The sequence below is a fragment of the Streptomyces sp. NPDC051561 genome, from assembly GCF_044454195.1.
Classification (GTDB): domain Bacteria; phylum Actinomycetota; class Actinomycetes; order Streptomycetales; family Streptomycetaceae; genus Streptomyces.
This window is the reverse complement of record NZ_JBITDM010000026.1, coordinates 20,073-39,241: the sequence shown is the minus strand read 5'-3', so window position 1 is coordinate 39,241 and position 19,169 is coordinate 20,073. Positions and strand designations below refer to the sequence as shown.

The following is a 19,169-nucleotide window of genomic DNA, read 5'->3' as shown; positions in this document are numbered from 1 at the left end:
CTTCGACCAAAGTCGAGTCGGTGCTACGACTCCGGGCCAGGGCGGGAGTGGCCCCGGGGCTGCACCGTCCGCAGGGAATTGGCGACAATGACCGGATGAACAGGGACGCCGTGCCACGGCTCGCGGGGTGGCAGCAGACATGGCGGCTGGTGGCAGCCGCGGCACTGGGTATTCCCTTCTGGCTCTCCACCGCTGCGGTGCTGCCGCGGGGGTGCGCGGCCGACACGTGTTCCTGGTTGGTCACCGGTGATCCGCTGGTGGCTCTCGGCTGCCTGACGGTTCTCCTGTGGCGGCGACGGTTTCCGCTTGCCGTCGCCATGGTGGTCGCCGTCGCCTCGGGCACGTCGGCCCTCGCCGTCGGTGCCGCGCTTCTGGCTCTGTGCTCGATGTCCACTCGTCGCCGTCCGGCGGAGATCGGAGTTGCCGCGTGTGTCTATGTGGCCGCGTCGCAACTCACCCTCGTGCTCTACCCGATCAAGAGCCCGTCCGGCCCGGTATGGCTCCAACTCGCCCTGCCGGCACTGAGCGCGGGCATCGCGGTGGCCATGGGCGTGGCCATCGGCGCCCGGCGCGTCGAGGTGCGGTCCTTGCGAGCGCGGGCAGAGAGCGCGGAACGGGAACAGCGTGCACGGGAAGCACAGGCACGGGCCCTGGAACGGAACCATGTCGCCCGGGAGATGCACGACGTGCTCGCGCACCGGATCTCCCTGGTCGCCATGCAGGCCGGAGTGCTGGACCACCGCCGCAACCTCACCCCTGAGGAGAACCGCACGTTGATCCGTGGCATCGCCGACGGCTCCCATCAAGCGCTGGAAGAGCTACGAGACGTCCTCGGTGTCCTCCGCGCCGACCCGGACGCCCCGGAACCGCCACAGCCCTCCCTCGACCGCGTCCCGGAGCTGGTGGCCGACGCCCGCACTTCCGGACTGGACGTCACGCTCACCACCGCGGTGAGGGGAAAACCGTCCGACGTCGTGGGACGAACCTGCTACCGGGTCCTCCAGGAAGCACTGACCAACGCCGCGAAACACGCCCCGGGCGCCACCGTGCACCTCACCCTCGAAGGAACCGCCGGCGATGAACTGCACGTGAGCGTCCACAATTCCCCGGCCACCACGGCGACCAACCCACCGCCTTCATCGGGATTCGGACTGCTCGGCCTCTCCGAACGCGTCACCCTCGTCGGCGGAGAACTCACCCACCACTCCACGCACGACGGCGGATACCTCCTCACCGCCCACCTACCCTGGCCGAACCACGACCACGAAGAGAGAAGCTGAGTGGACAGCGAGCGGGACCCGGTGCGTGTCGTCATCGTCGACGACGATCAACTGGTGCGTTTTGCACTACGACTCGTCATCGACGGCGAACCAGACCTGACCGTCGTCGCGGAGGCTGCCGACGGAGACGCCGCGATCACCGTGGTGGACGAACAGCGGCCGGACGTCGTGCTGATGGACATCCGGATGCCCGGCCGGGACGGTCTCAGCACGACCCGGGAACTCCTCACCCGGCCGACGCCGCCGCGTGTCCTCATGCTGACCACATTCGACTCCGACGATCTGGTGCTCGGCGCGCTGCGCGCCGGTGCCCTCGGATTCGTCCTGAAGGACACCCCGCCGGCGCGGATTCTCGACGCGGTGCGGACCGTCGCCGCCGGAAACCCCGTGTTGTCCCCGGCGGCCACGGCACGGGTGATCGCCGCCGCCACGGGCCCGCAGTCCGCTGAGGCTCGTCGTTCGTTCCGAGAAGCCGCGCGGAAACAGCTGTCCGCGCTGACCGAACGGGAACTCGACACCGCCCGGGCCATCGCCGACGGTCTGGGCAACCCGGAGATCGCCGAGCGGCTCCACATCAGTGTCGCGACCGTCAAGGCGCACACAGGCCACCTGTTCGCCAAGCTGATGTTGGAGAACCGGGTGCAAATCGCACTCCTGGTCCGGGACGCGGAGGAATGAGCGGCTGCACGCCCCACGGCACGCTGAATTTCCGTACTTCCGTACTTCCGTGATTCCGGGACCTCGACCTGCGCTCCGCCTCGGTTTCTCAGCGTTCGGTGCTGTCCCCGCCTCTGTCCGCTTCCCCGTCCCCTTCCCAGTCCCGCAGCTGGCGCAGTGCGAGGCCCGTTGCTGACTTGCACAGGAACTCGGCGCGTTCGTAGGACAGTCGCCCGCGGCCGCTCTGCGGGCAGACGTCGGACGCGTCCAGGATGCCCGCCCGTGCCGGACCCGGGCGCCGGTCGGTGAGGAACACCGGGCCCTGGGTGCGGCCGTCCAGGAGTTCGGACAGGAGCGCGGCCGTTTTCGATCGCCAGGTGATCCACGCGCCGCGCCGGTCCGGCCGCCGGTCCGCACGGCGGGCTCGTCGCTCCGGCAGATCCAGGTCCTGGACGTTGAGGGCCAGCAAGGCTGTGACGGTGGAGCCCGACTCGTGCAGCAGCATCCACAGGGTGCGTTCCCGCAACGAGGCTTCCACCTCGCCAGGCCACGCAGTTCCTGGCGGAGCAGGGGCAGGTACGGGTGTCTGTGCGGGGCGGGACCGGGGCGTCCGCTGGGGGATGGCCGCGTCGAGGTCCGGGGTGTGCGCCCACGCCCCGAACGCCCGTACGGCGGCGCGGTGCCGGTTCCAGGTGGACGCCGCCACGCCGTTCCACGAGAGACGGAAGGCACCGGCGATCTGATCGGCCGTCACTGAGGTGAGCGGCATCCCCACTCCCAGGGCCAGCCGCAGCCGCCACAAGGTCTGTCCGTAGGAGCGGGCCGTCGCCGGTGCGAGCCGGCCCTGGGCCATAAACGCGTCGATGGCCTTCCCGAACGTCGGCGTGGACGCGTCCCCGGCCGGGATCGCCTCGGCACGGCGCGTCAGGTACGCGCGTTCGGCGGCGTTGTGGGTCAGCAGCGCCGCGCGCTCGAACTCGCGTCGGGCTTCTTCGCCGCGCCCCAGGCGAAGCAGCAGGTCGCCGCGTACGCCGGGGAGCAGGTGGTAATCACGCAGCGCGGGGTCAGGGGTGAGCGTGTCGACGAGGGCGAGGCCGGCTGCGGGGCCGTCGGCCATGCCCACCGCGACCGCCTGGTTGAGCCGCACCACAGCGGTGGGCAGGAGGCGGGCGAGGGCGGCGTACAGTCCGGAGATCCGTACCCAGTCGGTCTCCTCGGCGGTGCGCGCCTGGGCGTGGCAGACGGCGATCGCGGCCTGCAGTACGTAGGGGCCCGGCTGGCCGGGCGTGCCGGCCGCGCGAGCCCGCAGCATCGCCTCGAAGCCGCGCCGGATGAGCAGAGGGTCCCAGCGTCCCCGGTTCTGCATGTGCAGCGGAACCGGTTCGCCGGCAGGGCCGGTGCGGGCCGCCGTGCGGGAGGCCTGGACCTCCATGAGCGCCACCAGGCCGTGTACTTCCGCCTCGCCGGGTACCGACCGGGCGAGCAGGCGTCCCAGCCGCAGCGCCTCCAGGCACAGGCCGGGCCGCGTCAGGTCGTCGCCCGAGGACGCCGAGTAGCCCTCGTTGAAGATCAGGTAGACGACCTCCAGGACGGAGGCGAGGCGTTCGGTCAGCTCGCCGCCGTCCGGGAGTTCGAACGGCACCCGCTCCTCGGCGAGCGTGCGCTTCGCCGTGGCGATACGGCGGGCGATCAGCGGCTCGGCGGTGAGGAACGCGCGGGCGATCTCGGACGCGGTGAGTCCGCCGAGCAGCCGCAGGGTCAGGGCGACGCGCGCCTCGGTCGGCAGGACCGAGTGGCAGGAGACGAACATCAGCCGCAGTACGTCGTCCTGCCCGGAGGCAGGGTCGGTCGGATCGGATTCCGTGGACTCGGCGGATTCGAGAGCGTGGTCGACGCCGCCGTCGCCCTCACCGTCGAGCCGCTGCCGCTCGGCCAGCTCGTGCGCGAGCGTCTCGCCGTGCTCGGCCAGGCGCCGGTCGCGGCGGATGTGGTCGACGGCGCGGCGCTTGGCGACGGTGGTGAGCCAGGCACCCGGATTTTCCGGGATCCCGGACTCGGGCCACCGCTCCAGCGCCGCGACCAACGCGTCCTGAGCCAACTCCTCGGCCACGCCGACGTCGCGCACCATGCGGGTGAGCGCGGCGACGATACGGGCCGACTCCATCTTCCAGATCGCGTCGACCGTCCGGTGGACGTCCGTCACGGACCGAAGACCTGCTGGATCACGCTCTCGCCGTCACCGACGATCTTCCGGAACCGGCGGCCCAGTTCCACCGCCTCCTCCTTGGAGCGGACCTCGATGAGGGCGAAGCCGACGACGGCCTCCTTGGACTCGGCGAACGGGCCGTCCGTGACAGTGATGTCGCCGCCCTCGGAGACCAGCCGGACACCGCCCGGTTCGAGCCCGCCGGTGGCGAGCAGCGCACCTGCGGCGCTCAGCTCCTCAATGAAGGCGCCCATCTCGGCGAAGAGCTTGTCGTCAGGGGCCTTCGCCGTCTCCGAGGCCTTGGTCGTCATCAGGTAGCGCATGGTGTCTCTCCCGCTTGTTCCGCCCGGCCGGATCGCCGGGGCGTACTGACACGTCGTACCGACGATGTGACAGGGAATTCGCCGATTCCCTCTTGTATCAGTGGATCGACGTTGGTGCGAGCCCCACGGAACACATCCGAGGCCAGCCCGCCCTTCGAAGGAGCCCGTCGTGACCACCAGCACCCGCCGCCCGCACGTCACCGCCACCACCACAGCGGCAGCTGCCGCCGACCAGGCTCGCCCCGCTGCCCGGCGCGGCTCGACCGGCACCCGCCGACTGCTCGCCTGCGCTGCCGTCGCCGGTCCCCTGTGGGTGGCCGTCTCGGTCGCCCAGGCACTCACCCGCGAGGGGTTCGACCCGACCCGGCACGCGCTCAGCCAGTTGGCCACCGGAACGCTCGGCTGGCTGCAGATCACTAATTTCGTGATCGCCGGGATCCTGGCGACGGTGGGCGCGGCCGGTCTGCGCCGGGTCATGCGGGGGACGGCCGGTGGTGTCGCGGTGCCACGGTTGGTCCGGGTGGTCGGGGTCGGCATGGTCGCCGCCGGGCTGCTCACGATGGACCCGGCGGACGCCTTCCCGCTGGGCACACCGGCGGGCATCCCGCAGTCGATGAGCTGGCACGCGTACGGACACATGGCCGCCGGCTCGATCACCTTCGCCTCGCTGATCGCCGCGGGTTACCTGCTCGGCCGCCACTTCTCCCGGCTCGGGAACCAGCGTCTCGCGGTGGTCTCCCGCGTCGCCGCCACGGTGATGCTGGCGGGCGACGCGTGGTCGATGAGCGGCGGCAAGGCGGGCGCGCTGACCATGGCCATCGGCACGACCACCATGTTCATGCTGCTCGCGTACGTAGCCGCGCACTACCGGCGCACTGCCTGAGAGCCACCGCCCCAAAACTCCACGACCAACAACCGAACGACCAGCGACTTACGAGGAAGCGAGACAGTTCGATGCGCATTGTGATGGGTCAATTCGTCAGCCTGGACGGCGTCGCGCAGGCCCCCGGCGGCCCTGACGAGGACACCGACGGAGGGTTCGCCCACGGCGGCTGGACGCACCCGTTCTTCGACCCGCAGGTGATGGGCGGCGCCCTCGCCGAGTGGGCCGCCGATACCGACGGGCTGCTCTTCGGACGCCGCACCTGGCAGACCATGGCCGCGGCGTGGCCCGAACGGGCCGGTGACCCCTTCGCCGACCACATGAACTCGGTGGCCAAGTACGTCGTCTCCAGCACCCTGGGCGAAGCCGACCTGACGTGGAACAACACCACCCGCATACCCCGCGACCAGGCACTCGACCAGATCCGGAAGCTACGCGACACCGACGGCCGGGACCTGGTGGTCATGGGCAGCCTCTCGCTCGCCCGCACCCTCCTGGCCGAAGGACTGGTCGACGAACTGCGCCTCATGATCATGCCGGTCCTGCTCGGCGGCGGAAAGACGATCTACCCGGCCGACGGCGCGCTGCGCACCCTTGAGCTGGTCTCGACGGTGGTCAGCAGCACGGGCGTACACGTGTGCACCTACCGACCGGTGGCCGTGGGGTAGCCCTCCCCCAGGAATGGGGCCCTCACGGTGCGGCCGGGAAGGCATCCGGCCGCACTGTGGCGTACCCGGGTTGCCTGGTGGACATCAACTCTCCTCATCGAAGCGGCCGTGAGACAACGCGGGCCATGGGAATCGTGGGTGGGCTGCAACCGTCAACCAGTCGAGCTCGCCACCTGGGGGATGGGCTACTCCTTGGAGGGCCGCCCGAGCTACGTCGGCGTGCTGTGCTTCCCCGTCCTCGCCCTCGGCGGGCGGATCGTCGTCATGGCGAGCCCGGACGCGGGGGAGTTCCTGCGCCTGGTCGAGAGCGAGCGGGTCACCCACACTCGCGCCTCACGACTCCTGCGTGTTGTGGGTCTTTCGTGCTTGCTGTGTGCCCATAGTGCTACCCCTCTTGTCGCATGTCACTTAGTGACATAATGTCGTTTGAAGACAGTGACTGGAGAGGCGGCGAGACGTCATGGCGGAGACGAAGCGGAGCGCGGGAAGAATGAGTGACCAGCGGCGTGAGCGGCTGCGGCTGGAGATCTCGCGGGAAGCGGCGCGTCTGTTCTGGGAGCAGGGCGTGGCCGCCACCGGCGGCGACCAGATCGCCGAGGCGGTGGGCCTGTCCACGCGGACCATCTGGCGACACTTCCGCAGCAAGGAGAGCTGTGCCGAACCGATCGTCATGCAGGGCGTCGTCACCCTGCTGAGCGTGATGCGCAGTTGGCCCCGGGAGAGTTCCCTGGAGGAGCACCTCATCGACGAGCTGACCCGGCTCCGGCACGGGTCGCCGCCCGTCAGCATGGCCGACGAGATGCTCGCCATGAAGATGATCAGGCTCGCCGACACCGAACCGGCGCTCCGTACGGCCTGGCTGATGGCCTGCGACCAGACGGAACGCCAGATGCGGTCCATCATCGGCGGCCGCATGGACCGCCCCGACGACGACCTCGACGTACGGGTGCACGCCGCGGCAGCCGCAGCGGTCATCCGGGTGCTGGACGAGCACATCGGCGCGGCCGTGCTCTCCGGCGCCGACCTCACCGAGTTCTCCGACGTGCCGGAGCTTGCCGCACGCTTCGCCCGGGCGATTCGCACCGCCACCGGGGGAGTGGTCGGAGACCCCGTCGCCTGACACCGCGGGTCCCCGCCGCCCGCAGCCGCGAGTCCTGTCGCCCGGCACCACGAACCCTGCCGCCCCGTGTCCCCGCCCTTGGGTGAGCGTGCGCCGGCGAGGCCGACACCGCTGCCTGCCGGGCGAACGCAGATCGACCAATGGACCACATATCCGACAAGGAGTGTCCTCATGCCCACTGTTCCGAACGACACGCCGAACCATGCCCAGAACGGCCTCCCGAACGACCTCCCCCTTCTTGCCGTCGAGGACTTCTTCGCCCCTCCCGCCCGCATCGCAGCCTCGATCTCGCCCGACGGCACCCGCATCGCCTACCTCGCCCCCTGGCGCGAGCGGCTCAATGTGTGGGTGGAGAGCCTCGACATGGGAGAACCCGCGCGTTGCGTCACCGCCGACGACAACCGCAGCGTGCACACCTTCCGCTGGACCGATGACCCCCGGTGGCTGCTGTACGCCCAGGACGGCGAAGGCGACGAGAACTGGCACGTCTACCGCGTCGACCTCGACGATCCCGACGCCGACGCGTTCGACCTCACCCCCTACCCCGGGGCAACCGCCGTGGCCTGGGAGACGACGCCCGCCCGCCCGGGCAGGATGACCGTGCACCTGAACCACCGCAGTCCCGCCGAGTTCGACCTCTGCGACATCGACATCGTTACCGGCGAGCTGACGGTCGTCGCGCAGAACCCGGGCCAGTTCGCCGGGCTCCTGCCGACACCGGACGGGAAGCTGTACGCCCAGACCTGGACGTCCGACGGAAAGATCGACTTCGCCCAGTGGGACCCGGACTCGGGAACGCTGCGCCCGGTGGCCACCTTCGACGGCGCCGAACACCCCTTGGGAGTCAACCCGTTCCAGCCCACCCCGGACGGCACCGGCGTCTGGATCGCCTCCTACGGGGACACCGACCACCTCGGCCTCACCCGGCTCGACCTGGCCACCGGCACGCAGACCGAGGTCGACCGTCACCCGGGCCTCGACCTCGACACCCGCTCCACCGTCTTCCCCACCATGCCCGAACCGCTGATCCTCGACCGCGGCACCGGGAACCTCCTCGGCGTGCGCTACCTCGGTGAACGCCAGGTCATCCATGCCCTGGACCCCCACTTCGCCGCAGTCCTGGAGAACCTGCAGAAGCTCTCCGAGGGCGAACTGGCCTCCGTCTCCAGCGACACGAGCGGCCGACGCTGGGTCGTCAGCTTCAGCGACCCCCTCGACCCGGGCCTCACCTACCTCTACGACCACTCCACCGGCGAAAGCCGCTTCCTGTTCCGCCCCCTGCCGGAGCTGGGCCCCGAGACCCTCGCCCCCATGACCGCGGTCACGATCACCGCGCGGGACGGGCTGAGCCTCCCCTCGTACCTGACTCTGCCCCGCGGAGTCGAGCCGCGCGCGCTGCCCCTGGTCCTGCTGGTGCACGGCGGTCCCTGGCACCGCGACAGCCTGCGGTTCGACCCCACGGCCCAACTGCTCGCCAACCGCGGCTGCGCCGTGCTGCAGGTGAACTTCCGCGGCTCCACCGGATTCGGAAAGACCTTCCTCCAGGCCGGCGTCGGCGAACTGGCCGGCAAGATGCACGACGACCTGATCGACGCCGTCGACTGGGCCGTCGCCGAGGGGTACGCCGACCGCGACCGCGTCGGCATCTTCGGCGGCTCGTACGGCGGCTACGCCACCCTGGTCGGCGTCACCTTCACCCCGGACGTGTTCGCCGCCGCGATCGACTTCTGCGGCATCTCCAACCTCGTCACCTTCCTGCGGAACGTGCCGGAGTTCGTGAAGCCGTCGCTGTACAACAACTGGTACCTCTACGCCGGGAACCCCGAGGATCCCGCGCAGGAGGCGGAGCTGCTCGCCCGCTCGCCGATCAGCCGGGTCGACGCGATCCGTACTCCGCTGATGGTGATCCAGGGCGGCAACGACGTCCGCGTCACCCAGACCGAGTCCGACCAGATCGTCGATGCGCTCCGCAGCCGCGGCGTCGCGGTCGAGTACATGGTCAAGGACAACGAGGGCCACGGCTTCGTGAACCCCGAGAACAACATCGACATGTACCGCGCGGCCGACCACTTCCTCGCCCGCCACCTGGGCACTCGCCCGGGCCCGGACCGAGACGCGGCAGAGCACGCCGGTCGGCAGTAGCCGGCGGTACGCAGCAGTAGCAGTCAGCACATGCCGGACACACCCCCCCACCACTCAGTGAGTTGATCCCGCCATGACTGAACCGATACACCCCACCAGCCCCAGCCGCCCCACCGGCCCCACGTCCCCGAAGCCCAGGCCCACCGCCCTGGAACAGATGGGCGGCGCCACGGGCATGGTCTACACGATGCTGCCGATCGTGGCCTTCGTGCTCGCCAACGCCGCTCTTGGCCTGATGCCCGCGATCTTTACCGCCGTCGGCGTCGGCGTCGCGCTCTCCGTGCTGCGACTGGTCCGCAAGGAACCCGTACAGCCCGCCCTGTCCGGCCTGTTCGGTGTCGCGGTCGCCTCGTTCGTCGCCTGGAAGACCGGCTCGGCCAAGGGGTACTTCCTGCTGGGTATCTGGTCGAGCCTCGCGCTCGGAGCGGTCTTCCTCCTTTCCGTCCTGGTACGCAGGCCGCTGGCCGGAATCGTCTGGGGAGCGCTCAACAGCACCGGGACCGCCTGGCTGAAGGACAAGCCGTCGGTCCGCTACTACGACATCGCCACCCTCGCGCTCACCGGCGTGTTCGCGGCCAGGTTCGTGGTCCAGCAGTGGCTGTACGAGGAGGACTCCACGGGCTGGTTGGCCTTCGCCAGGATCGCCATGGGGTACCCGCTGCTCGCGCTGGCCCTCCTGGTGGTCGTCTGGGCGGCCCGGCAGTCGGGCCGACGACTGAAGGCCCAGGCCCAACAGCAGGCTCACCGGGACGCCGGACCTCAGGCCGGCCACCAGCCCGGGCCTTCGCCCACCAGCTGACCACGCTGACCACTCGGAACCGAATCTCCCCCGGAGGCCGGAAGTGCAACCGACACTGCCGCAGCAGCTGTACCTGCTCTGCTACACCGTGGACAAGGGCAAGTTCGAACTCACCAACCTCCAGGGCCGGGGCCAGCTGCTGCGCGCCGCAGCCCTCCACGAGCTGGCCCGCTCCGGACTGCTGCAGGTCCAGGGCCGCAAGGTCCGTCAGACGGGTACGGAGCCGAAGGGCGACGACTTCCTCGCCGACGTCTGGCGCGACCTGCCCGCGGACAGGCCCAAGGGCTGGCTGTCGTTCGTGCACAACAAGGCGCACACGGCCGAGAAGCCCGTCCGCACGCAGCTCGCCGCGACGGGCGCGATCACGGTCGAGCACGAGAAGAAGCTGGGAGTCCTCCCCATCGACCGGATCCACGTCCAGGATCCGCAGCAGGTCCTGGCCCTCCAACAGCGGGTGCGTGAGGCGGTGTTCAAGAACACGGGCCCGGCGTCGACTCCTGACGACGAGCTGGCGATGGCGGTGTTCGCGGCCGAGGCCGAGGTGACCAGCGTGTTCACCTCCAAGGAGCGCCGGGAGCACAAGCCGACCCTCAAGGCACTCGCCGCGTACTACGACGAGCAGGCCGTCCCCGGCCTGCGCAAGGCCCTGCGTGACTCGTACCTGTCGAGCAGGGCGGTCGGCGGCGGCTGGGGAGCCTGAGGGCGGGCGCCCCTGCCGGATCGACACCCACCACGATGTCAGGGACCTCTCCGTCCACGACCAGGGCTGGAGAGGTCCCGGACGCGGTTGCGGCCCTGCGAGAGCTCTCCGGTGGACAACATCGCGTAGGCATCCGCCACCGCGCCAGAAGCCCACGGCGGACCCGACGGGGGGCGAACCCGCACTGTCATGTGCTGCTGTGGCGTCTGCGGCAGACTGTCCGTGCGGACGAATCTCGCCTCACCATCCACCTGACGGCGACAGTTCCCCCTTCCACGGGTCCACCGACGGCTTCAGGCCGAACCTCCGGTTCAGCAGCGCCTGCGTGGCCTTGAGGCTCTTGATCCCTTTGTCGAGCGTGGACCACCCCCGCAACAACTGTCCGGTCTCCTGGGGCGACTGGAACGTTCTGCCGTCCTTCGGCACCGAATCCAGGGCCGCCCGCACCGCCCCGTCGAGATCCTCGATGGCGGCCGCCCAGGCCGTCTGCGTCTTGGGGTCGGGGAGGGAACCCATCAGCCGGGCCGTGCTGAGCGCGTCGTTGAGGCCACCGAAGTCCAGGGTCACGAATTCGAATGCCTCGCGGGGGCGGGCGGATTCTGCGTTCCGGGCTTCCTTGATCAGTCTGATCATCGCCGTCTCGCCTCCGTACGTGTACCACTTGGCGACGGCTTCGGCGATCTCGGCGGCGGTACTCGGTGTCGGGGAGGCGGTCGGAGACGGGGGTGGGGGTGAGGCTGGAGCCGGGGGCGAGGCCGGGGTCGGTTGCGTGGCCGGGGCGGAGTCGGTGCGGGCCTGATCGGTGTCGGTTCCGGTGCAGGCGGTCAGCAGTGCAGCGGTGACGACTGTGAGCAGCAGTGCGACACGGGCGCGTCCGGGGCGGGTCATCGCAGGGTCCTGGTGACCAGTTCGCCCAGCAGCCGGGACCGCGGGATCATGCTCGCAACCTCCACGTATTCATCGTCGGCGTGAGCTCCCGCGCCCACCGCTCCCAGCCCGTCCAGCGTCGGACAGCCCACGGACGCCGTGCAGTTGCCGTCCGAGACACCGCCGACGGCGATCCCGCGCAGGGGAAGCTGGCCCAGTTCCCGGGCGATCCGAGACGCGAGGGCGAAGAGTGCGACGGAGGCTCCAGGTTCCATGGGCGGCCGTCCGCCGATGTGCTGGATCTCCAGCCGGGCCCCGGGTGTGCGGGGCGTCAGCCCCCGTAGGAGCGTGTCGATGTGATCCTGCGCGGCCGAGGTGGGCACGCGTACGTCCACCGCGATCGTCGCCCGTGCGGGCACCGTGTTGGGTGCGCTGCCGGCCGACAGCAGGGTGGGCGTGACGGTCGAACTGCCCGGGCCCCCGCCGGTTGCCCCGGTACCCCCTGTCATCCCGGTCGCCCCTGCGCCTCCTGCCACCGACGCTCCGATTCCCGCGATGGCCAGTACTTGATGTGCCGCCTCGACCGCCGCGTTGACCCCCTTCTCGGGGTCCAGACCCGCATGCGCCGCCCGTCCGTGCACGGTCACCGCGTAGCGGGAGTTCCCTTTGCGTGCTGTCTTCAAGGCCCCGCCCCGGTCGCCGGAGGCCTCCAGCACGAACGCCGCCTCACTCCTGCGCGCCGCCTCCTCGATCAGTTCGCGCGAGGTCGGTGAGCCGACTTCCTCGTCCCCGTTGACCAGCACGCACACCCCGTCCAGGGTGCGGAGGGAGGCCAGGGCGTGAAACATCTGCACCAGACCGGCCTTCATGTCGAGCACGCCGGGCCCCCTCGCGATCCCTGAGGCCACCCTCCACGGCCGGGCGTCCAGCGAGCCCATCGGCCACACCGTGTCGTGGTGCCCCACCAGCAGCACCCGTGCCGTACCGAAGACCCAGCGCAGATGGGTCACCCCGTCGATCACGATGCTCTCGGGTGCAGTTCCCAGCAGCCTCGTCCCCAGGGCGCCGACCGCCTCGGCGCTCCGGGCGAGTGCGGTGTGGTCGGCCGAGTAGGACTCGCAGCACACCAGCGTCTCCAGGTCGGCGAGCATCGCCGTTAACGCGCCTGTCTCTCCCGTATCAACTGCTCTGCTCAGCACGGCACTTCCCCTCGTCGGGCAGGGGAGTCGGGGTCCCCCGGAGTGATCGGAGCGGCTCGCGTGCGGCCGCACTGTCGACGCTAGGACGAGGCGATACATTCCACCAGCGACTGGATTGCATGAGAGTCATGCGGCAGGGGAATGGGTCGCGTTGAGGAGGAGTGTCCCGTGTTCGACATTGACGCATTGCGGCTGCTGGTATCCGTGGCGGGGGCGGGGTCCTTCACCAAGGCCGCGGTCGGCCTCAACTACACGCAGTCGGCGGTCTCCCGGCGCATCGCGTCGCTTGAGCAAGCAGCGGGCGGTCCGCTCTTCGAGAGGCTTCCGCGAGGCGTCCGGCTGAACCCGGCCGGCCGCGCCCTGCACCGGCATGCCGTGGACGTTCTCGACCGACTGGCGCGTGCGGAAGAGGAGTTGGCCGTGCTGCACCGGGGGCATGGTGGGCTGCTCCACGTCGGGGCGTTCTCCACCGCCAACATCTCGTTGATGCCCGCCGCGCTACGGGCGTTCCGGCTGGCCCGACCGGATGTCGAGGTCATCGCGGTCGAGGGCCGCAGCGGCATGCTGACGGCACGGCTCGCGGACGGAGGGCTCGACCTGGCCGTGCTCAGCGACTACCCCTCCGGTCTGCCCTCCGCCGACGGGGTCACCACGACACCGCTGTGCGCGGACGAACTGCTCGTCGCCCTCCCCTGCGAGCACCGCCTGGCCGGAGCCGACGTGGTCGATCTGCTCGAACTGCGCGACGAGGCCTGGCTTCAGGACGCGTACGGGGACCGCCCCACGATGCTCGCCGACGCCTGCGCGCGGGCGGGCTTCGTCCCCAGGAAGATCATCCGGATCGCCGAGTGGGCGGGCAAGTTCGGTTACGTGGCCGCTGGCCTCGGCGTCGCGCTGGTCCCGTCCCTGGCCGCCTGGGCGGTGCCGGACGGGCTCGTCCTGGTCCGGCTCACCGACCCGGCCCTTCGCCGGACCCTGCACGTCGCCCTGCCCACCGCCCCGCTGCCGTCAGCACTGACCCTGCACGGTCTGCTCCGAACGGCAGCCGCCGGCACCAGCACCGCCGGATCAGGGACGAGGCAGGCGGACAGTTGAGGTAGCCACGCTGGTCTCCGCCCCTACGGGCGTCACGGGCCTCCTCCTCGGCTTCTTCGGGCTGCCTGCGGTCGTTAACTCGCCCACGGCCGGAGGACAAGCACCGGTTGCTCCGAGGCCCGTATGACGAGTAGGAACGGCTGCGACGGTTCGTACCCCGCCGCCCGGTGCGGTGGGAGGTGGAAGCCCTGGAGCCGGACGAATTCCAGCACTTGGTGCTCGCCGTCGTCGCCCCGTACCTACGTCGCCCGCGACACCTTTTCCCGGCAGAGCATCCGCGAACAACCCCACCGCCGCCCCTCACCACCTTCCTGGCGAGCTGGGAAACGGCGGACGGGGACCACCGCCGTAGCGCGAACCGAGCGACGGAGCCCGATTGTCAGTGCCGGCTGGAAGGCTGGGGGCATGGACAGCGACGAGGAGCTCCTGCGCGGCCGGATCTACGGCGAGGACCACGACCACCCGAGGCCCGGCCCCAAACCCGGCCGCATCTACGCCGAACTGGTCGGCGGCCCGCTGGACGGCCTGCTGCTCGACATCACCAACTGGACCGAGAACGAGATCAGCGACGGTGCCGCGTTGATGACCGAACTCGGTCAGTTCGGCCCCGGCGGCCGGGCCCTGTACGACCCGCGCCCCAACCCGGGCCCCGGGGTACGGCACCAGTGGGACTGGTCCGGCGACACCCCGTGATGTGTGGCGCTCCCGACGCCCTGCGTCACGGCAGGGCGAGGCCCGGGCGCAGCCGATTCCAGGAGCGGTGGCGCAGAAGACCGGCCCGGGGGCGGGTGGCGTAGCGGATCTCACCTCGGAAGCAGTAAGAGCCTCGTTCGCCGTCCGGGTATGCGACAAGCTGATCTGTCTGGCTGAATCAAAAGAGAGTGCGGCCGCCTGCTGTGATGGTGTGGGATGCGGGATATGACGATCGTTCTGAACGAGCCCGGTGTTGACGGACTGACCGGGGCTGTGGACGCGCTCCGCGAATGGCAGGACGACCGGACGCCGCTGCAACTCCATCCGGGAGACCTCGGCTGGGCCTGGGCACTGGGCGCGGAGAAGCTGGCCGCCGCCGTCCGTACCTGGAGCGTCAACGGGCAGATCATTGCTGTCGGTTACCTGGACGGCCCCGACGTGCTTCGTCTGACGACCGCACCGGATCTGCGACAGGACGAGGCTCTGGCGCGTCAGTTGCTGGCGGATCTCAATGATCCGGAGCGCGGGGTCCTGCCGCCCGGGCAGGTCAGCCTTGAGATCCCCAGCGGCGCGCTGCTCCGTGAGACTCTCGTGAGGGCGGGCTGGCATCTGGACGAGCCGTGGACGCCGCTGCACCGCGACCTCTCCGATCCGGTCAAGGACTCGGGCCTGCGCATTGAGGTGGTCGGTCCGCAGACGGCGGGCACGCGGACCGCGGTACACCGCTCGGCGTTCGACAGCCCGAGGTTCACCGAGGAGATCTGGCACGTCCTGGCCGCCGGGCCGGTCTACGCTGACGCCCGCTGCCTGATCGGCTACGACGACCAGGACAACGCGGTGGCTGCGGTGACGGTCTGGTCGGCCGGGCCCGGCAAGCCCGGCCTGCTGGAGCCGATGGGTGTCCACGCTGCCCATCGTGGTCGCGGCCACGGGCCGGCGATCTGCGTCGCTGCTGCGGCGGCGCTGCGCGAGATGGGCGCGTCCAGCGCGCTCGTTGCTGCTGAGAGCTCGAACGCCGCCGCCGTCGCCACGTACAAAGCTGCTGGCTACGAGCCGTCGCCCGAGCGGCTGGACGTCGCTCGGTCCGCCTAAAAGTTGTCCGGCCGCCCATGTGGCTGGTGCCATCGGGCGTGGCGAGTGGACCCGGTGCGACAGGGCCTCCTGCGGGACGTGTTCACGGGAGTGTCCCGGTTCCGGGTCTCCGCCGCGCATGTGGCGGCGGCCCTGTGCTCGCTTGCCGCGGCCAGGGTGGAGGTGCTCGTCCTGACGGGCCCGGGCAGGGGACGCGAGCTGAGAGTGCACGATCAGTTCATGGTTGACCTGGAGCAGAGTGGGGTCGCTCCGACGAACGCTGAAGCTGCTCCCGTCGGTCTGCAAGGTCCACACCCGTTTTCCCCCTGTCCAACTGCCGAATCGAATGGCGAACCCGGCCGCCGAAATTTTTGTCCAGTTCGGCCGTACGGCCGCGAGCACCGGCGCGGAGGTCGCCCGGATCGCGGAGCTGGAGCAGGAGATGAAGAGACTGCGGCGGGTCCGAAGCCGCTGAGCGTGTCCTGCACCGGCAGTTCCCCGGCTTCGATGCCTCTCCTCGTGCACCTTCTGAGCCCTTTCGATCCCGGGCCGTCCCGCAGGTGGACCGCCGCAGGAACCGTGTCCGCGCGTTTGGCCGGCTCCTGAGGGTGCTGTCGAGCGCCGGTGAAGCCGTTCGCCCGCGGACATAGATAATTGCTAGCGCAATCTTGCTTGCACATCTGAAGGACAACTGCCTCCAATGGCCCGGCGCTCCCAAACTCGCCGCTATAGCTGTGTTTTAGGACAGTATCCCCCAATATTGGGTAACAAGGTGTTGCTGAACAGTCACTCAAAATGATCACTAGAGCGTGATCTGGGTCACATCTAATTCATGATCGGCGATGGAGATTTGCAATATCAAACAGTCCATCCTTGGGTGCGACGCAAGCTTCGACCTCCGTCAGTTCGCCGTTGGCAGTGCCGTCCAGACACAGCCGGCCACCCTTGTCGCGGAGGTCGATGACGAACTTCGTCACGGCGGCGGACTGCTTCAGGCCGTGGATGCGCCCGTCGATGTAGCCGAGGCCGTTCAGTACCTTCCTGACCTGGGCGGGGTCGGGCTGCTTGAGCTGCAGGACCGCTTCGGCCACGCGCTGTTCGTGCTGGACGCCGGCGCACCAGTCGTGGGCGTCCAATTCCACTTCCGGGCCTGCCGTGGGGGCGATGGGCTCGACCGCGCCACCTGGCGGCGGGGTGACGGTGGAGCCGGGCGGGGCCTCCACCGGAGCGGTCGGCGCCGCGCCCTCGGGGGTGGCCGGTGACTCCCTCTCCGTGCCTGGTGGGGGGCACTCCCGTGCCACCTCGTCCAGCATCTTGACGAAGGCCGCGTCACTCGGGGCCGAGACGGCGTCGGCGGACTTGTCACGCTCTCCGACGGGGCTCGGCTGCTCGTTACCGCAGGCGGCCAGAGAGGCAGCGGCGAGAGCCGCGATCGCGAGGCCGTGCAGGCGGCGACGCATTCCGGTGTCAACTGCCCTGCTGGGAGCCTGAGTTCGCATCATGTTTCCAGTGTTGGCCCGGGTCACACGCACCACATGAGTACACGTACTCAACCTCGGGTGGCGGCCCGGTGTTCTTCACTGCTGCAAGGAAGCGGAATCAAAGGCCCCTATTTGTAAGCCTCTTGTGGTCGTGATCAGCGCCGGTCTACGGTCCGCATCGATCGATCAACACACCAACGACACAACGGGGGGGAACTCGTGCGCAAGACAGCTCTGCCTGTCATGGCCGCACTCTCCATAGCGCTGATGCTTCCGCAGCAGCACGCTGGAGCCGCTGTCATCGAGCAGCCGCAGGCCGCGGCCGCCACCGTCGAACCACCGCTGGCCGACGGAGAGATCAAGCAGGTCGGTCCCGGCCTGTACTCCACCGCGGAGAAGTCCTTCGAACTGCACGAGACCGATGTGGCCGAGGGCCTCATGGGCCGTACACACACGGTGACCGAAGGCGCGGACGGAATCGCCAAGCCGGAGTCGGCACCCGCGACCCGCCCGGACCAGGGCGTCTTCGGGCCCGGCTGGGAAGCCGGGTTCCTGGGGGGCCAGCTCAACCGCAAGCTGGAGCAGAAGGCCGACTCCGTCGTGGTCACCGACCTCGACGCCAAGGTCTCCGTCCCGTACGCCCTCAAGAGCAGCGTCGACTATCCGAGCGGCGGAGGCGTCAAGAAGTACGAGACCTCCACCGGCGACAAACTCTCCGAGACCACCACGTACAACGAGGCCACCGGCACGCTGGTGACCACCGCGGTCGAGACCCTCGCCCCGGCCACCGGTACCCCGGACACCGACGTGACGGGTGACGAGGACGCCGGCGCGGCCATCGGGGTCGCCAACCTCACGGTGACCTACAACTGGAAGCAGATCGCTCCGGGCGCCGACAAGTGGCGTGTGACCAGCCTGGGCAACCTGGCCGACGGCGCCAACGCCACGGTCTCCTACGACACCAAGGGCCGGGTCGCCACGGTCAGCGAGCCCGCCACCGCCGACACTCCGGCGCAGTCGCTGGCGGTCAAGTACTCGTCCGCCACGACGGCCACCGGCACAGCACACGGTGAGTACACCGGCCGCGCCAAGGAGATCACGCTCACGTCGGGTGCCACCACGCAGACGCTGGCGCGCTACTCCTACGACGCCTCGGGGTTGCTGCGCAACGTGACCAACCCGGTCGAGGGCACCGACCCGGTCTCGTCGTACGGCTACGACACCACCGGGCGCGTCTCCGACGTCGACTCTCCGAGCAACGGTGAGTGGGACCTGACGTTCCCGGCCGCCTCGGCCGCCCCGAACGCCGCACCCGTCGGCACCGACCTGCCGTCCGCCACCGAGCCCCTGCGGGGCCCGGCCGGCGACGGAACCGCGAGCACGCCCCCGCCCGGGGACTTCACCACCGGTGAGGTCACCGACCCGCAGGCCTACCCGCGCTACTGCAACCGTGCCACCGAGTGGATGTGGTACCTCAACCGCGGCTGCGTCGCGTGGGCCGCGCACTACGGCTGGCACTGGCCGAAGTTCCGGTACACGCCGACCGGCTTCCGCGTAGCGGGCATCATCAACGACGGCTGCAGCACCCCCGGTCCGAACATCAGCCGCCCGGGCGGCTTCAACTTCCGGGCCGCGTGCGACTCCCACGACTACGGATACGGCCTGATCGGCAACACGTACAAGGGCTACAGGTACTACCTGGACCGCAGCAAGAAGTCGAACGTCGACAACGCCTTCTACTCCACGATGAAGACGCGCAGCTGCAAGGCGTACAACGTCTTCGTCCGCTGGAAGTGCAACGCCTACGCCTACGGCTACCTCAAGGCCGTGGCATGGAAGGGCAACCCGAAGAACGGAGCCAAGAAGACCTGACCCAGGTCCCCGCGGTTTCGGAGAACGCACGGCACAACCTCCTGACGGAGCACGCCTCATGGGCGTGGCCGGGCCGGGCGGCGGACACCTCCCGCCGCCCGGCCCGTGTCCCG

General features: G+C 69.8%; 18 protein-coding genes. 13 read left to right on the top strand and 5 right to left on the bottom strand.

From position 1 onward, the window contains the following. Window positions 1-95: 95 nt before the first annotated feature. Together ACIA73_RS35885 and ACIA73_RS35880 are read left to right on the top strand one after the other, a co-directional pair. Window positions 96-1,280, top strand: a complete 1,185-nt coding sequence (locus ACIA73_RS35885) for a sensor histidine kinase (protein ID WP_399443135.1) — start codon at window positions 96-98, stop codon at window positions 1,278-1,280. Continuing rightward, the gene (locus ACIA73_RS35880) at window positions 1,281-1,958 is read left to right on the top strand and encodes a response regulator (RefSeq protein ID WP_399443134.1); all 678 of its coding nucleotides are present in this window, start codon (window positions 1,281-1,283) and stop codon (window positions 1,956-1,958) included. Window positions 1,959-2,046: 88 nt separating this feature from the next. Here ACIA73_RS35880 and ACIA73_RS35875 read toward each other — a convergent pair whose 3' ends face one another. After that, the gene (locus ACIA73_RS35875; protein ID WP_399443132.1) at window positions 2,047-4,140 is read right to left on the bottom strand and encodes a DUF6596 domain-containing protein; all 2,094 of its coding nucleotides are present in this window, start codon (window positions 4,138-4,140) and stop codon (window positions 2,047-2,049) included. Then, entirely contained in the window at window positions 4,137-4,466 is a 330-nt protein-coding gene (locus tag ACIA73_RS35870; RefSeq protein WP_399443131.1) for a YciI family protein, read from the bottom strand. The genes ACIA73_RS35875 and ACIA73_RS35870 overlap by 4 nt, the downstream gene beginning before the upstream one ends. A 169-nt stretch (window positions 4,467-4,635) precedes the next feature. Here ACIA73_RS35870 and ACIA73_RS35865 point away from each other — a divergent pair, with 169 nt between their 5' ends. The 6 genes from ACIA73_RS35865 (at window position 4,636) to ACIA73_RS35840 (ending at window position 10,778) form a co-directional block, all read left to right on the top strand. Next, window positions 4,636-5,349 carry a DUF998 domain-containing protein gene (locus tag ACIA73_RS35865; RefSeq protein WP_399443130.1) on the top strand — a complete coding sequence of 238 codons (714 nt, stop codon included), beginning with the start codon at window positions 4,636-4,638 and terminating at the stop codon, window positions 5,347-5,349. 71 nt (window positions 5,350-5,420) lie between these two features. Further along, entirely contained in the window at window positions 5,421-6,017 is a 597-nt protein-coding gene (locus ACIA73_RS35860) for a dihydrofolate reductase family protein (RefSeq protein WP_399443129.1), read from the top strand. Window positions 6,018-6,507: 490 nt separating this feature from the next. Continuing rightward, window positions 6,508-7,137 carry a TetR/AcrR family transcriptional regulator gene (locus ACIA73_RS35855; RefSeq protein WP_399443128.1) on the top strand — a complete coding sequence of 210 codons (630 nt, stop codon included), beginning with the start codon at window positions 6,508-6,510 and terminating at the stop codon, window positions 7,135-7,137. Between the two features lie 171 nt (window positions 7,138-7,308). After that, window positions 7,309-9,279, top strand: a complete 1,971-nt coding sequence (locus ACIA73_RS35850) for an alpha/beta fold hydrolase (RefSeq protein WP_399443127.1) — start codon at window positions 7,309-7,311, stop codon at window positions 9,277-9,279. 73 nt (window positions 9,280-9,352) lie between these two features. Then, complete coding sequence (locus ACIA73_RS35845; protein ID WP_399443126.1) at window positions 9,353-10,078, top strand: DUF3159 domain-containing protein; 726 nt, start codon at window positions 9,353-9,355, stop codon at window positions 10,076-10,078. Window positions 10,079-10,121: 43 nt separating this feature from the next. Beyond that, window positions 10,122-10,778: a GPP34 family phosphoprotein gene (locus tag ACIA73_RS35840; protein ID WP_399443125.1), complete on the top strand. Its 657-nt coding sequence runs from the start codon at window positions 10,122-10,124 to the stop codon at window positions 10,776-10,778. A 240-nt stretch (window positions 10,779-11,018) separates the two neighbouring features. On the opposite strand, the gene ACIA73_RS35835 is transcribed toward ACIA73_RS35840, so the two are convergent. Both ACIA73_RS35835 and ACIA73_RS35830 read right to left on the bottom strand, forming a co-directional pair. Then, entirely contained in the window at window positions 11,019-11,666 is a 648-nt protein-coding gene (locus tag ACIA73_RS35835; RefSeq protein ID WP_399443124.1) for a hypothetical protein, read from the bottom strand. Then, entirely contained in the window at window positions 11,663-12,796 is a 1,134-nt protein-coding gene (locus ACIA73_RS35830) for a M20 family metallopeptidase (protein ID WP_399443123.1), read from the bottom strand. Before ACIA73_RS35830 ends, ACIA73_RS35835 begins: the two co-directional genes overlap by 4 nt. A 216-nt stretch (window positions 12,797-13,012) precedes the next feature. On the opposite strand from ACIA73_RS35830, the gene ACIA73_RS35825 reads away from it, so the two are divergent. From ACIA73_RS35825 to ACIA73_RS35810, 4 genes are all read left to right on the top strand, one after another. Then, the gene (locus ACIA73_RS35825; protein ID WP_399443122.1) at window positions 13,013-13,939 is read left to right on the top strand and encodes a LysR family transcriptional regulator; all 927 of its coding nucleotides are present in this window, start codon (window positions 13,013-13,015) and stop codon (window positions 13,937-13,939) included. 405 nt (window positions 13,940-14,344) lie between these two features. Then, on the top strand, window positions 14,345-14,632 hold the full coding sequence (locus ACIA73_RS35820; protein ID WP_399443121.1) for a hypothetical protein: 288 nt from the start codon (window positions 14,345-14,347) through the stop codon (window positions 14,630-14,632). Between the two features lie 225 nt (window positions 14,633-14,857). Further along, on the top strand, window positions 14,858-15,724 hold the full coding sequence (locus tag ACIA73_RS35815) for a GNAT family N-acetyltransferase (protein WP_399443120.1): 867 nt from the start codon (window positions 14,858-14,860) through the stop codon (window positions 15,722-15,724). A gap of 325 nt (window positions 15,725-16,049) precedes the next feature. Further along, window positions 16,050-16,178, top strand: a complete 129-nt coding sequence (locus ACIA73_RS35810; RefSeq protein WP_399443119.1) for a hypothetical protein — start codon at window positions 16,050-16,052, stop codon at window positions 16,176-16,178. A gap of 355 nt (window positions 16,179-16,533) precedes the next feature. On the opposite strand, the gene ACIA73_RS35805 is transcribed toward ACIA73_RS35810, so the two are convergent. Continuing rightward, window positions 16,534-17,205, bottom strand: a complete 672-nt coding sequence (locus ACIA73_RS35805; RefSeq protein ID WP_399443118.1) for a hypothetical protein — start codon at window positions 17,203-17,205, stop codon at window positions 16,534-16,536. A 198-nt stretch (window positions 17,206-17,403) separates the two neighbouring features. Here ACIA73_RS35805 and ACIA73_RS35800 point away from each other — a divergent pair, with 198 nt between their 5' ends. Next, complete coding sequence (locus ACIA73_RS35800; protein ID WP_399443117.1) at window positions 17,404-19,056, top strand: phospholipase A2; 1,653 nt, start codon at window positions 17,404-17,406, stop codon at window positions 19,054-19,056. The last annotated feature ends 113 nt before the right edge of the window (window positions 19,057-19,169 follow it).

Bases quoted from the DNA above. Each gene is read 5' to 3' on its own strand.
- ACIA73_RS35885 (WP_399443135.1), top strand. From the start codon at position 96: ATGAACAGGGACGCCGTGCCACGGCTCGCGGGGTGGCAGCAGACATGG.
- ACIA73_RS35870 (WP_399443131.1), bottom strand. From the start codon at position 4,466: ATGCGCTACCTGATGACGACCAAGGCCTCGGAGACGGCGAAGGCCCCT.
- ACIA73_RS35860 (WP_399443129.1), top strand. From the start codon at position 5,421: ATGCGCATTGTGATGGGTCAATTCGTCAGCCTGGACGGCGTCGCGCAG.
- ACIA73_RS35855 (WP_399443128.1), top strand. From the start codon at position 6,508: ATGAGTGACCAGCGGCGTGAGCGGCTGCGGCTGGAGATCTCGCGGGAA.
- ACIA73_RS35850 (WP_399443127.1), top strand. From the start codon at position 7,309: ATGCCCACTGTTCCGAACGACACGCCGAACCATGCCCAGAACGGCCTC.
- ACIA73_RS35845 (WP_399443126.1), top strand. From the start codon at position 9,353: ATGACTGAACCGATACACCCCACCAGCCCCAGCCGCCCCACCGGCCCC.
- ACIA73_RS35835 (WP_399443124.1), bottom strand. From the start codon at position 11,666: ATGACCCGCCCCGGACGCGCCCGTGTCGCACTGCTGCTCACAGTCGTC.
- ACIA73_RS35830 (WP_399443123.1), bottom strand. From the start codon at position 12,796: ATGCTCGCCGACCTGGAGACGCTGGTGTGCTGCGAGTCCTACTCGGCC.
- ACIA73_RS35820 (WP_399443121.1), top strand. From the start codon at position 14,345: ATGGACAGCGACGAGGAGCTCCTGCGCGGCCGGATCTACGGCGAGGAC.
- ACIA73_RS35815 (WP_399443120.1), top strand. From the start codon at position 14,858: ATGACGATCGTTCTGAACGAGCCCGGTGTTGACGGACTGACCGGGGCT.
- ACIA73_RS35810 (WP_399443119.1), top strand. From the start codon at position 16,050: ATGGCGAACCCGGCCGCCGAAATTTTTGTCCAGTTCGGCCGTACGGCC.
- ACIA73_RS35805 (WP_399443118.1), bottom strand. From the start codon at position 17,205: ATGATGCGAACTCAGGCTCCCAGCAGGGCAGTTGACACCGGAATGCGT.